Below are 13,050 nucleotides of genomic sequence, written 5' to 3'. Positions count from 1 at the left end.
CCGCCAACATGCGCAGCAAGTACTCAAAGGTTGAACACCTCAAGCAAACCAGCCGAATCTCAACGAGATCAGACCCAAAAGTCCTGCAGCAGCAAAGACATTAATCAGCACGACGGTTTTACTGGAAACATTCATTTTCGCCACCTTTCATCATAACCCCTATGGGTATAGTACGGGTTGGCGAGATCCGCAATAATACGTAAACAGGATATTCTGTGAGCGGAGCCGTGCATTGAGAACGTTTTGCTGTTAAGGCTGATAAACCTTGATGTGTGTCGAATAAAAAGAGCATATTGCGCGCGTTTTTTCCTCTGGTTGGCGCGGATGCCTGATATGACCCTCTTTCAAAAGATATTAATTTTTTACGCCGTCATGGCGGTGATATCATCCCTGATCACCTGGTTTTTGACTCATGACAAAAAACGAATTCGTTTCCTGAGCGCCTTTTTGGTTGGCGCGACATGGCCGATAAGTTTCCCCGTCGCGTTGCTGTTTTCGCTTTTCTGACCTCAAGCCCGATACAGGTTACCGGGCATGGTTTTTCCGCCAGGTCAGGCTATCAGGGCAATTAATTGCTCTCTGTCTACGTCGGTAACGTCCTGCGGATGCCGATATCCTGCGTTCTCATTGGCCAGGGTATACAGCGCAACAAGCCAGTCATAGACATAGCGGCTGGCGGCGTGAACGGGCTGTTCGTCAAGCTTTGTTAGACGCAACATTGTCGAACGCGACGTTGCGGCGAAAATGGCTGCGCCTTTCTGAACGCGGCTGGCCGGGCGTTGGGCCTCCTCGATATTTGTGTAGCCGAGCCAGGCGATGAAGTTACCAATGATGGCATGAAGCTGCGCGCCGCTCACCTCCTCGCGCTGCATGGTTTTCTGTAACTGCTGAGGTAAACCGAGGCGATAGCTGGCGGTAATTAAAATCTCCGCCACGGCGTTGAGCATCTGCGGTTCCAGACCCAGACGCTGCGCATTATCCCGGCAGTGGGCCCACTGGCGCAGATGATTGATCCACATTTTGTGCGCCTGGTAGCCTGTTTCATGACCTTCTGACGCTGAAGCGCGCGTTGGTTCGTCGGCAAAGAGATCGATCGCGTCATTAAATAAACCGCTGACCTGTTCTTCTCGCGACTGTCGGGTGCGCAGCAACGCTTCGAAGTTCTGTACCGGCGGTAACAGCCCGGCCAGCAGGTCGCCATGTCTGGCGGCCTGGGCCTGAAGACGCCGGATCACGGTTTCAACCGGTAGCTGCGCGTCATCAAACATCGGTAACAGATCGCGCACGCGGCCTCGCAGTTGTTCGCGTAACGCCTGTAAGCGCGCCTGTCGCTGTGGTGCCGATGTCGCCTGCGATAACCATTCCACCAAACGCTGCATACTGTGTTTATCCAGCGCCTGCAGCGTTCCCCAATGCACGCCAGGTTTACCCATCAACTGCTGGACGGCTTCATCCAGATTTTGCTGGGTGGCAAAACGGGCATCCTGTGGAGTAATAGCCCAGACGACGCCCGGTAACGCTGATTCATGCTGCGGCTGCGTGGCGTTAACCCACTCCAGTAAGTGACGGGCGGCGGTGGGCGTTTGCGAGCGAGATGCCAGAGCATTGCAAATCACCAGAACATCGGGCTGTACCTGTTGACGGTAATGGGCCAGCATCCAGCCTAATTTCGCCCGCCATAACGGATGAGGATGACTGTCTGGCGCGACCGGAATATCCAGTAAATCAACATTATCCAGTACGCTGTTTTCAACGGTTAGCACCAGTTCGCGGGTAAGCAGCGCCAGAGAATCAAGCGAAAGGCTGACCGCATTGAGCAGTCGGCCTTCCTTAACCGGATGCACCACCACATCGCTTTGCGTATCGCTGGCGGTTAGCGCCATTTGCGTCAGGAAGTTTTCCGCCGGTAAGCCAAAATGATCGACCAGCAGGCTGAGCGGCGCCGCCAGTTCCCCGGCATGGCTGGTTTGTTGCAACATATGCGCCAGCGCCAGCCATTGCTGGGTGATCTCCGGTTGCTCTCCCCACAGTAATGCCCAGGCGTGCGCCCGTGTCGTGAGATCCAGCGCAGGCAAGAGCGAGGCAAAGTGTTGCCATGTCGCATCATCAATATGTTGTCTGGCGGACGGAAGACAAGAGCGCCAGAAACTCGCGATGGTCGCTACCTCTTCAGCGGTAACGCCGGGGACGGGCTGCGGTTGGCGAAGCGATTGCCATTTCTCCAGGCGTGATGTGATAATGGATTTTTCGACCTGGCGACAAATGTGGGACGAGCTGGTCCAGGCAATAAAGATCTGCACCAGTTCGGCTTCACTGATCAAGCGCAGGCGCAACGGCCAGCTGTTCTCGTTTGAAAAAATGTCGCGCGTAAAGCGAATAGCCATATTCGCTGGCGCATGACCCGGATTGATGTGGCTGAAATAATCATAGTCACGGTCCGGCGTGATAATTTCCAGCTTGCCATTCTCGTTACCGCATAGCGTCGTTAACAGATGCGCTTTTGCGGATTGCGCATACCCGTACAGACCAACGCAGCCATGTGATGCGCAGGCGGCGTTGAGCGCTGACTCATCCGCCGCGGCAAGCGTAAGTTGCGCCAGCAGAGCGTCGGCTTCGTCATCCAGTCGCGTTGCGTAACGGCGCGTGTTGTTAACCCACTCGATAACAGCCTGGGTGGTGTTTAACGGTTTTGTCATTTCAGGTATACACTCCCACTATCTATCCAGTAGTGGCTGCCGCTGTGGCGACGGTCAGCCAGCGTATTCAATTTTAATGTCAGCGCATCGGCGGCGACCGGCGTCCCGTCCTGGAGCCAGGCATCACTTAATATGAACGATTCCGGGGCGCTATCTTTGCTACTGCCGCGTAATTTCAGTCGCACATTCAGTACGCCGTCGCCAGCGATGGTTTTCGCCAGTTCGGCGGAATTAATGCTCAGGCAATAGAGTGGGGTCGCAGGCCAGCGACTGTTCGCCAGTTGACGAAAGCCCAACGTTACGTTGCCGCGTAGCGGAAAATGCAGGCGAGCGTCCAGCGTTGCGCCGGGTTTATCCAAATCGATCTCGTGATACCAGATATTTTCATCGCGAAGCGTATTAACGGTATTATCCAGTACGCCGAGATAACGCACAGTCGAATACGCGCCGATATCAGCCGCTTTAAAATTGAATCGCGGCAGACGTAAGTCCAGCGCCAGGCTGCATAACATCGCGCCCACCGCAGCAGTGGATTTTGGATTGCCGATACGCCCTTGCTGACTGAAGGGATACCATTCATGTACCTGATACTTATCCATCCACACAATGCGATTAACCGGCACCGGTTGTAAGTGCCGGATGAGCGCCTGTACGCCGGGTAAACAGGTCGGTCTCCCCGTCACCAGCAAGATATCGCAGTGATAGTGGGAGATCGCTTCGCAGACCGCATGAAGCGGCGTTGTCAGCGTAAACTGGCCGGCCAGCAGAGCCTCCTGAAGCTGGCTAAACTGAATTTGCAACGGCACATTGAATATATCAAATGTCGGCGAACCAGACGGTAAGGCATGATCGATCGCCTGCTGGATATAGTTCATCACGTTGCTCGTTGGGCGGCGGATTAGCAGATCGCCAAATGTCGCATGTAAACCGGCAAACGGATCGTTAATGTCGCTTTGCTCCCAGGCGGAAAGTACCGCGTGGCCCAGCGGCATAAATAATTGCAGCGCCGTTTGCTGGCGCAAAATGGCCTGAGTATCAATTCGTCCCGAATCGCCAAATAAGGTCGCCAGCAGGGCGGCGGCATCCGTAACGCCTGCTCGTTGCAACGCCGTTTGCAGGGAAGGGAGTACGCAGCGTTGGATAATATCCAATAGCAGATCGTCCCCGGCGACTTTAAAACCTTCGCGAAACAGGAGATGAGGCGTAATTTTTACATTGGCCCCTACGCCGTCATCTAACTGATAGTGAACGATCGCCATATCCGTCGTGCCGCCGCCGATATCAATCGATGCCACGCGCAATGCGCGCCCGGGGACGACGCCGGGTTCAGGCTGGCGATCCGGTCTGGCGAGTGCATTAAAAAAGGATTCGGTACGCCCGGCGTAATGCGAAATGGCTTCGTTATAAAGCCATACCAGTTGGCCACAACTTGCTTCGTCCCATTCCATCTGTATTTCTGGTACCGGCACCACGCTTTTTTCACGCTGCTTAGGCGTGGTGAAATCCTCATCCTGCGGATGCCAGCCCATAGCTTTCCAGACCAGCGCCAGCGCTTCAAACATTCGCTGGCGGAAAATTTCTCGCTCCTGTTTCGGCATGGCGGAAGGCAGCGTTAAAATCAGGGTGCGTAGCTGGCGCGGCGAGGCGGGAAAGCCGAGTCGCAGCCGGGTGGCGACGCTGTTAATTTGCCCCAGCGCCTGAGCCAGAATTTCGCACAACATATGCGTCATCAAGGTGCTACGGCTGTATTGCGGCGAAAAAACCGGTAGCCTTTCTTCATGCGGCAGGCGGAATAACGGCTGTCCGTCGTCGTTCATCAGATTCATCAGCGGAAACGCGGTGGCAAGCGGTTCGCGCTGCGTTTTACCGTGGATCTGGCTAAAACGCCAGTCCTGCAAGGCGGGGGTTTCATCCCACAGGTAGCGGCGCGGGCTGGAGATACCGCTGCTGCCTTCGGTGCCCACACGCTGCATAGCAAGGGCGCGAGCCTCGTCGCCCACACGCACAATGGAAGGCCAGACAAAGGCGTCGTCTCGTCCGCTTTCGACAGAAAAGTGTTGCTTGCCAAAGCGCGCTTCTGAGAATTCTACCCGGCTGGTAAATAAAGGATCGTTCAGATACTGCGGCTCGCTTAAAGAACGCACCTGAAGCTCTGCCGTCTGGCGTAACCCGTCATTCGCATCGCCATGATCCTCGATCAAGACGCCGCAGGTATGCGTATTGCCGACATCCAGAATCAGATCGACCGGGATTGCGGGCGTGCTTAACGTATGTGTCACAAACTTTACTTCCGGCACCGTAAGCTGTTCGCCTAACAGCGTCAGTAAATTCAACCAGTGCGCCTGATACTCAAAGCTACGCAGCGCTTGTTGTATGGCCTGTTCCGAACGGTTTTCCACCTGTGAGGCATACTGAAGAAACGACTCGCGCAGCCAGCCGTCAATCCATGTCTGGTCAAGAAAATCGGCAACTTCTTCATCGCGCCAGGCGAGCGCAAAACGTGTGCCATTGAGCAGATCGTTTTCGCAAGGCGCCAACGCCGCAGGCATATTTTTTGCCAGCTGACTGTCGAAGGCGAGGGTGATGCGGTGTGTGTTTCCGGCGCTATCTGGCTCGCTGAGTTTACGTACCTGAATGCGCGCCCAGTTATCCGGCCCGTCAATAAAGGTACGCGGCGGATTAAAACGCAGGAACGGCAGGGGGAGCCAGATTCCGTCGAGTACATCCAGAGAATAGTGCAGCGTCTGAGTGCTTTCCGGTTTCACGACTTCGGGTTGGCCGCCAGCACGTCCTGGCAACGTGTAGCGCCCGCTGGTCGGATCAAAATCGAGGCGCAGTAGCGGACCGTTTGCCGTTTTGCGCACAAAACGTCCGTAGTGGGCCGACTCTTGCGGCGTTAAGCCAAAATCAAGAAACTGGACGCCGCTGTTTGCAATGAGCGTGACGCTCTGTTTGTAATCACACAGATTGACCAACATAAAATCAGGCACCTATCTTTTTAAACGTCAACGGAATTGCCGCGTGGTCGCCATAACGGGCGGTACAGGTTGCGACGTCATTGACGCCTGCTTTACAGGTAATTTCCGGCATCGGATAACGTGAACCGTCGGTGCAGCGCGCATTGCCGCGACTTTTAATCATCAGCTCGCCCGTTTGATGCAGACCAGAGAAAATTTCCGCCCGACAAACCACGTTATCGCCATGTACTACGCGCGCGATACCTTTGTTATTTTGGATCTGATAACGCAGAGAGGGCGGCTTGCCGGTAATCGGATCTTTGACATCCACGCTGACCCGCCAGCTACCGTTTAAAAAGCGCGTGGTTCCAAGCTTCATCTGCGTACTGTCCATCACCAGCGCGTCCTTGGGGATAGCGGCAATAATAACAGGCGCTTCCGGCAACGGCGCCGCTTTGGGGGCGGGCGTCACCTCAGCGCGATGCAGCGGCAAATGCGCGGTGAGTTCAGGCAATGGGGTAACGTCAGTTTTCGCGGTAGCGACAGGCGCGGCGCGAACAGGAGAGGCCCCGTCAACGGATGAAGATGGCCAGAAAAAAGGCGTGGCGACGGCGGCGATAACCACGGCAGCGACAGGTAAGCTCCACAGCGGTAGACGGCGAGCTCTTTTCGCCTCAGCAATCGGGATGGGTGTGGCCGGCTTCGGCTCGCTAACGATAACGGGCGGCGCAACAGGTTCCTCCGGCATTTTCGGCGGCTCGATGACAGACGTTAACAAGGGTTCATCCGCCTGACTAAACGCCGCCTCTACCAGCGGCTTTTCTTCGGGCTCCGGCTCCGGCTCGACCAGAGGGATGTCGGGGATTGCCTCGGTTATCCGCAGGCAGTCCAGCACATCATCGCGTGTATTTTCGTTGAGATTAACGAATCCCCAGAAGGTGATAACCGGTTTGCCGTTAACCAGGAAAACATGATTTTCGCCGGGAAATTGCGTCGCTTTCTCAAGTAGCGATCCAAATAGCTGAAGCGCTGTTTTACCGGATTGCAGACTTTTGCGACTGAGTGCAGCCGCGCTTTCAAAAGTGCTGGCTAAATAACGTAAAGCCCGAGAACGTGTCTCTTCGTCAGCCGCTTTCCACGCTATCGCCTGACCTTCAATCGGCGAATACCAGTCAACCCGATCGCCATTATCGTTAAGTTGCGGAATCGCCAGACAGTCAACCATCGCCTGCTGTTTACGCAGACGAAGCGTTTCGCGAATTTGCAATGCTGATTCAAATACGGCCTGACCGCCGCCGCCCACGGCCTGATAATCATCCAGATTGCCGCTGCGCAAGAGAGATTTTGCCACGTTGTTATCCCTTAGACTTCTTCACGCGTCTACTTTACGGGGTCTATACGCAAGCAAACGGCGGAAGAAAGGCAAAAAGGCGCGAATTCTCGGTCTATTAAGCCCCGTGTTTTCACTTGACGTAAGTTAAATCAGGAGGGCGGCGGCGAATTACCGCATCGGGCGACAATAACGCGTATAATAGGCGAATCATGCTGTTACAGAATAAAGAGTAGGAGAGCTTATGTCGCACCTGGAGGAAGTGAGCGCCCGCGTGGATGCCGCCATTGCGGAGAGCGTAATTGCCCATATGAATGAATTGCTGATTGCCTTGAGCGATGACGCTGAATTACGTCGCGAAGATCGTTATGTGCAGCAGCAGCGTTTACGCACGGCTATCGCGCATCACGGCAGGCAATATCAAGAAGATCGGGACGCGCGCCGCGAGCAGCTCACCAAAGGCGGCACGATCCTGTAACCCATTAAAACTGGCGCTTCGCAATCAGCCATGCGCCAATGACCAGCAACAGCGCGCCAAACGCCGGCCCGACCATTGCGCGTAACGTGACGCCGTGGCTACGCGCGATATCCAGCGCCAGTCCGCCGATTAACTGGCTGGCGACCAGTACCGCGATAGTCGTCGCGGCGCCAACGTTCTGATACCCGCTAATGCTGGCAAATACAAAAAATGACCCCAGCAGACCGGGGATCAATGTCCACCAGCGCACGCTGGCGACCAGCTCGCCGAAGCCCGCAGCACCTTGCTTAAACCACAATATCGTCACAAATAAAACGATCCCTACCAGCGAGTTCAACAGCATAGCGATCAGAATCGTCGATGATGTCTGCGTAATACGCACCATAATACTGTTTTGTACCACCAGCCCGACGCCGGCGGCGATCAAAAAGATAAGCGTCAGCGACTGGTTCATCAGCAGGCGTCCGGCGCGGCGTGTTCATCAAGCTGGAGCTGCATAAACGTAAGATCTAACCAACGGCCAAATTTTACGCCGACCTGCGGCATTTGCGCGGTAACGGTAAATCCCAGCGAATGATGCAGGCGTATCGAGGCGGCATTCTGTGACTCAATACCGGCCACCATCACATGCTTGCCGCAGCGTCGGGCTTCGTCGATCAGTCTGCTGAGCAGTTTTCGCCCCAGTCCTTTCCCCTGGTGCGCCGGATGAACATAAACCGAGTGCTCGACGGTATAGCGAAAACCGTCGAAACTGCGCCAGTCGCCAAATGATGCATAGCCAGTCACCACGCCATTTTCTTCGCTTACCAGCACCGGATAGCCCAGCAATTGACGGGCCTCATACCAGGCAAGGCGGTTATCCGTATCGACCGTCCGATCGTTCCAGATGGCCGCAGTATGTAATACCGCATGGTTATAGATTTCGGTAATCGCGGCGCAGTCTGCTTTATCGGCAAAGCGAATCGTCATAGGGAACCCCAGGGAATGTTTACGATAGTGTTAGAAATACTATTGAAGGCGGCATAAATCAACGAATTAGCGCAAGAATTCATGTTTAGCGAGGAGGGGAAGAAAGTCGTTCATAAAAGCGCACAGCCTGATATCTGAGAGTGTTTAACTCCCTCAGAAAGCTAATGTTCGACTATTATTGATGGATTATGCCAGGCATGAGGAGAATAGAATGAAGCAACAGACCAACCGAAATCGTCGTTGGGTTTTGACCTCGCGTCCCCACGGCGCGCCGCAGATGGATAACTTCCGCCTCGAAGAAGATGACGTCGCGACGCCCGGTGAAGGGCAGGTGCTATTGCGTACCGTTTTTTATCACTCGACCCTTATATGCGTGGCCGCATGAGCGATGAACCCTCTTATGCGCCGCCTGTTGAACCTGGCTGCGTTATGGTTGGCGGTACGGTTAGTCGCGTTGTCGCGTCAAACCATCCTGATTACCGACCAGACGAATGGGTGTTGAGTTACAATGGTTGGCAGGATTATGACATTTCAGATGGCGAAGGGTTGGTAAAGCTGGGTGATAATCCGCAACATCCTTCCTGGTCGCTGGGGATTTTAGGAATGCCGGGGTTTACCGCCTATATGGGGTTACTGGATATCGGCCAGCCGAAAGAGGGCGAAACGCTGGTTGTCGCCGCCGCCACCGGCCCCGTAGGCGCAACGGTTGGGCAAATTGGCAAGCTGAAGGGCTGCCGGGTCGTGGGTATTGCTGGCGGCGCGGAAAAATGCCGTCATGCGACAGACGTTTTGGGATTTGATCTGTGCCTTGATCATCACGCTGATAATTTCCCACAACAGCTTGCGCAGGCCTGCCCGCAGGGTATCGATATCTATTATGAGAATGTCGGTGGTAAAGTCTTTGACGCCGTCTTACCGCTACTGAATACGTCGGCGCGGATTCCGCTCTGCGGTCTGGTCAGCGGCTACAATGCGACAGCGTTGCCGGACGGTCCAGACAGACTGCCTCTGCTGATGGCAACATTACTTAAAAAGCGTATTCGCCTGCAAGGTTTTATCATCAACCAGGACTATGGTCACCGGATACATGAGTTTCAGCAAGAAATGGGGCGTTGGATAAAAGAAGGGAAAATACATTACCGGGAGCAGATTACTGATGGGCTGGAAAATGCGCCAGAAGCGTTTATGGGGCTGCTGGCGGGGAAGAACTTTGGCAAAGTCGTGATACGTTTAGCGGACGATGCGTAAAGAAAAAATGGCGGCATTATGTCGCCATAAAAATGTGCAAATTTTAAAATTCCGGCTTTACTTATATTCATCATTCAGATCGCGGTGGGGCAGCTTATCTCCCTCAGCGGCCTGAACCGGTCAAAAATCTCGATACATGAAGGAATGACGGAGATAAAACGGTTGCCATAAAGAAACCTGTATTGTTGTAAAAGATGAGAATATCACGCAAGTAAATTATCACTTTTATTTATTTGGCCGTTCAGGCCTGGATTATCTTTTTTACAATTAAGTTCCGAAACTTCTTCGGGACTCGATTGCGATGTTGTTCTGCCAAGAGGTGAAGGAAGGAAAATGCCGGGTACGGAAAAAACACAACATATAAGCCTGACCACACAGGTTGAAAATCGGTTAAAGCATCAATTGTCTATTGGCGCATTAAAACCAGGCGCAAGGCTTATCACTAAAAATATCGCTCAAGAGTTAGGCGTCAGTATTACGCCGGTGCGTGAGGCTCTGTTAAGGCTGGTCTCTTCCAGTGCTTTGGCGGTGGCGCCAGCACAGGCGTTTATGGTGCCGGAGATCTCGCTGGAAAGTTTGCTGGAAATTAATACGATTCGTACTGCCCTGGAGGAGATGGCGGTGGTCGCCGCTGCGGGTAAGATTACTCCGGATCGCGAGCAGACGCTGAATGCGCTATTAGATGAATTTCAACAGGCGCTGGAAAGTGGCGTTATGGAGAAAATTCTTTTGGCCAACCGCGCATTCCGCTTTGAGATCTACCACTACGCGGATATGCCAACGCTGTATGCCATGATCGAGCAATTATGGGTACGCCTGGGGCCAAGCCTGCATTTTTTATATGATAATTTTAAACTTGATGATTATCAAAACGGCGTTAATCTGTACAGAAAATTGCTTAATGCGTTAGTGACTGGTGATAAAGAAGCCAGTCGCCACTGCCTACAGAACGTTTTGCAACAAAACGTAGCGACGATTAAAAATCAGTACTTCATGTAACCTTCATGCAACTATGACTTATCAATAGCGGGGGTTCCCCGCTATTGCCGGATATTTATTCAAATTGCCATGCCAGATTAATCCCCACGCCATAGTTACGCCCTGGCGCTGGCTCATAATATCGGCCATTAGATTCATTAACGATCACCGAACCGATATATTCTTTATCAAATAGATTATCTACCCGCCCAAAAATATCGACGGTAAGCTGACTGTAATTAAATTTATACCCTGTATTTAGTCCAACAACGGTATACGAAGGCGCTTTGGCGGTATTTTCATCATTGGCCATGATATCGCCCATATAGCGAACGTCTGTTCCGGCATACCACCCCTCATCCGGGATAAAACCTAATGAGGCGAATCCCATATTACGGGCGATGCCGGGCATTCGGTTTCCATCACAGTTTTGCCCCTGACAAACGTTACTGCGATAGGTCGCATCCAGCCAGGTCCATGATGCTTTCACCCGCCAGTCGCCGGCGAAGCGCTGGTCCAACGCGAGTTCTGCGCCCTGGCGGCGTGTTTTACCCGCGTTTTTGTAGGTAGTGCGTCCTCCCATACTACTGGCGACAACAATTTCATCATCGGTATCGGTTTGAAATAACGCGGCGGTCAACAAGCCGTTGCCAATCCGCGTTTTACTGCCGACTTCCACCGTATCATTGGTCGACGGTTTGAGGTCAAAGTTGAACCCGCTTTGGCCGTCAGCGCGATAAGAAAGCTCATTGATAGTGGGAGTTTCAAATCCGCGACCGGCAGCAAGATAGAGATTCCAGGCGTCAGTTAACGCATATTTTAGCGATCCGGCGGGTAGCCAGTGGTGATAGCTGGCGTCGCCGCTGTCATCGCCATTGCCGGGCGCGATATAGTGATCGTTAGAATCGAACCACACGGAACTGTAGCGCACGCCAGCATCCAGCGAGAGTTTTTGCGTAAGCTGCCACTGGGTTTGCAGATAAGGATCGACATTCCACATCAGGTTACGTTCATCCCGGCGTAAATCGCCTTTATGCCCGAACTCAGGGGTGCCGTTGTTGAGACGGAAGTTATTGTAACCCTTGCGGTTTTCGCTCATATTTTCATAATTTAATCCGCCAGTGAAGGTGACCGGCACACCTAATTCTCCCCGGTGAGTCCAGCGGGAATCAATGCCCTGATAGTGACGTTGCAGTGTAATTACGCCGCCAGCCTGGGCCGGTTTTAGCTGTGCCACCAGGGGAATAGACTGGTATTGCGTGGTTTCCCGCTCTCCGGCGTAGGCCATCACGCTGATATCATCCTGCGCGCTGAGCTGACGTTCATAACGCAATCCTGCCTGAGTTTGTTTGATGGTTTTACGCGTATTGTACTGTTCAGCGCGCGGCGCCTGTTGCGGATCGGCTTTCCATTCAGATTCGGTAAGTCCGCCGGGATCGTCCGCCTTAATGTCCACACTATTAAAAATCAGCGAGAGTTTACTGACATCGTCAAGGCGAACGCCCAGTTTGGCATTAGCCAGATTTTTTCGCGCGCCGCTGTGATCGCGGTAGCCGTGGGTGGTGAAACGGGTAGTCGATACCGTGTAATCCACGTCGCCTGGCTGTGTGCCGTCACCCATCGCGCCCGTGGCTTTTAGCCCATAGCGCCAGCTTCCATAACTGCCGTAGTAGCTGCTGGCCTCAAGGGTAGGCGGCTGTTTGCCGGTTTCGGTGGTGACATTTATCACGCCGCCGGAAGCATTGCCGTATAGCGCTGAGAAAGGGCCGCGTAACACTTCAACGTCTTGTATGCTGTTAATATCAATATTCGAAATCTGGCCTTGCCCATCCGGCATGGTGGCGGGAATGCCATCAACATACAGACGAATGCCGCGCACGCCAAAGGCGGAACGCGAGCCAAATCCGCGGATAGAGATTTGCAGATCCTGCGCGTAGTTCTGCCGGTTCTGCACCTGCAATCCCGGGACGCTGGTTAAAGACTCAGATAAATTGACGCGCGGCGTCGCCAGACGCATGTCTTCTCCCTCAATGACGCTAACGGCGGCAGGTGTATCGAGTTCGGATACGGTTTGCGGCGTTGCGGTGACTATCATGGTTTGTTCATTGGGCGTGCTGGCGGCCTGAAGGACCGGGGAGAAGGTCAGAGGCAATAAGAGGGCGGGATAAAGTCGCTGTCTAATGGAAATAATTTTCATGAAAATGCCGGATAAATGTAAGCGTATCAACGGAAAACGTGACATTAAGGGTAGTCAATATGTAAAGTTTTGAAATTTTAATCGCACATTAAGTTAAGAAAATGTGCGGTATTTAAGAGCCATGACATTCGCAGGCGAGGAAAAGCTCCACTTTCTGATAAATAATGATTATTATTCTCAACTTATAATAAGTGCGG

10 protein-coding genes and 1 pseudogene are annotated in these 13,050 nt (G+C 53.3%); 4 read left to right on the top strand and 7 right to left on the bottom strand.

Annotation, left to right across the window (positions count from 1 at the left end; all coding sequences use genetic code 11):
* Positions 1-39: 39 nt before the first annotated feature.
* The gene (gene yncL / locus J4645_RS06335) at positions 40-135 is read right to left on the bottom strand and encodes a stress response membrane protein YncL (RefSeq protein WP_001103198.1); all 96 of its coding nucleotides are present in this window, start codon (positions 133-135) and stop codon (positions 40-42) included.
* A 198-nt stretch (positions 136-333) separates the two neighbouring features.
* On the opposite strand from yncL, the gene J4645_RS06330 reads away from it, so the two are divergent.
* On the top strand, positions 334-507 hold the full coding sequence (locus J4645_RS06330) for a GhoT/OrtT family toxin (protein WP_000171943.1): 174 nt from the start codon (positions 334-336) through the stop codon (positions 505-507).
* Positions 508-551: 44 nt separating this feature from the next.
* On the opposite strand, the gene srfC is transcribed toward J4645_RS06330, so the two are convergent.
* From srfC to srfA, 3 genes are read right to left on the bottom strand one after another with little or no spacing between them, the layout of a single operon-like run.
* Positions 552-2,696 carry a virulence-associated effector SrfC gene (gene srfC / locus J4645_RS06325; RefSeq protein ID WP_000165641.1) on the bottom strand — a complete coding sequence of 715 codons (2,145 nt, stop codon included), beginning with the start codon at positions 2,694-2,696 and terminating at the stop codon, positions 552-554.
* A complete protein-coding gene (locus tag J4645_RS06320) occupies positions 2,693-5,674 on the bottom strand; it encodes a virulence factor SrfB (RefSeq protein ID WP_023214602.1) in 2,982 nt (993 codons plus the stop codon). Before J4645_RS06320 ends, srfC begins: the two co-directional genes overlap by 4 nt.
* 4 nt (positions 5,675-5,678) lie before the next feature.
* Positions 5,679-7,004: a virulence-associated effector SrfA gene (gene srfA / locus J4645_RS06315; protein ID WP_208208946.1), complete on the bottom strand. Its 1,326-nt coding sequence runs from the start codon at positions 7,002-7,004 to the stop codon at positions 5,679-5,681.
* Positions 7,005-7,227: 223 nt separating this feature from the next.
* Here srfA and J4645_RS06310 point away from each other — a divergent pair, with 223 nt between their 5' ends.
* Positions 7,228-7,461, top strand: coding sequence for a YdcY family protein (locus tag J4645_RS06310; RefSeq protein ID WP_000018720.1), 234 nt, complete (start codon positions 7,228-7,230; stop codon positions 7,459-7,461).
* A 4-nt stretch (positions 7,462-7,465) separates the two neighbouring features.
* On the opposite strand, the gene J4645_RS06305 is transcribed toward J4645_RS06310, so the two are convergent.
* On the bottom strand, positions 7,466-7,915 hold the full coding sequence (locus J4645_RS06305) for a DMT family transporter (RefSeq protein ID WP_001076565.1): 450 nt from the start codon (positions 7,913-7,915) through the stop codon (positions 7,466-7,468).
* Positions 7,915-8,430, bottom strand: a complete 516-nt coding sequence (gene mddA, locus J4645_RS06300; protein ID WP_000155373.1) for an L-methionine sulfoximine/L-methionine sulfone acetyltransferase — start codon at positions 8,428-8,430, stop codon at positions 7,915-7,917. Before mddA ends, J4645_RS06305 begins: the two co-directional genes overlap by 1 nt.
* 211 nt (positions 8,431-8,641) lie before the next feature.
* On the opposite strand from mddA, the pseudogene J4645_RS06295 reads away from it, so the two are divergent.
* Positions 8,642-9,678: pseudogene (locus J4645_RS06295) on the top strand (NADP-dependent oxidoreductase).
* 333 nt (positions 9,679-10,011) lie between these two features.
* Positions 10,012-10,677 (top strand): colanic acid/biofilm transcriptional regulator McbR, encoded by a 666-nt coding sequence (mcbR, locus tag J4645_RS06290; RefSeq protein ID WP_001119592.1) that lies wholly within the window; start codon positions 10,012-10,014, stop codon positions 10,675-10,677.
* A 55-nt stretch (positions 10,678-10,732) separates the two neighbouring features.
* On the opposite strand, the gene pqqU is transcribed toward mcbR, so the two are convergent.
* On the bottom strand, positions 10,733-12,853 hold the full coding sequence (gene pqqU, locus J4645_RS06285) for a TonB-dependent receptor PqqU (RefSeq protein WP_023197673.1): 2,121 nt from the start codon (positions 12,851-12,853) through the stop codon (positions 10,733-10,735).
* Positions 12,854-13,050: the final 197 nt, after the last annotated feature.

Origin of the sequence: Salmonella sp. 32082101201600294FB01SM01, from assembly GCF_017572865.1 — a bacterium.
Taxonomy (GTDB): domain Bacteria; phylum Pseudomonadota; class Gammaproteobacteria; order Enterobacterales; family Enterobacteriaceae; genus Salmonella; species Salmonella enterica.
The sequence above is the reverse complement of the archived record's forward strand: the minus strand, read 5'-3'. Positions and strand labels throughout refer to the sequence as shown.

Bases quoted from the DNA above. Each gene is read 5' to 3' on its own strand.
- J4645_RS06320 (WP_023214602.1), bottom strand. From the start codon at position 5,674: ATGTTGGTCAATCTGTGTGATTACAAACAGAGCGTCACGCTCATTGCA.
- pqqU (WP_023197673.1), bottom strand. From the start codon at position 12,853: ATGAAAATTATTTCCATTAGACAGCGACTTTATCCCGCCCTCTTATTG.
- mddA (WP_000155373.1), bottom strand. From the start codon at position 8,430: ATGACGATTCGCTTTGCCGATAAAGCAGACTGCGCCGCGATTACCGAA.
- srfC (WP_000165641.1), bottom strand. From the start codon at position 2,696: ATGACAAAACCGTTAAACACCACCCAGGCTGTTATCGAGTGGGTTAAC.
- yncL (WP_001103198.1), bottom strand. From the start codon at position 135: ATGAATGTTTCCAGTAAAACCGTCGTGCTGATTAATGTCTTTGCTGCT.
- J4645_RS06330 (WP_000171943.1), top strand. From the start codon at position 334: ATGACCCTCTTTCAAAAGATATTAATTTTTTACGCCGTCATGGCGGTG.
- J4645_RS06305 (WP_001076565.1), bottom strand. From the start codon at position 7,915: ATGAACCAGTCGCTGACGCTTATCTTTTTGATCGCCGCCGGCGTCGGG.
- J4645_RS06310 (WP_000018720.1), top strand. From the start codon at position 7,228: ATGTCGCACCTGGAGGAAGTGAGCGCCCGCGTGGATGCCGCCATTGCG.
- mcbR (WP_001119592.1), top strand. From the start codon at position 10,012: ATGCCGGGTACGGAAAAAACACAACATATAAGCCTGACCACACAGGTT.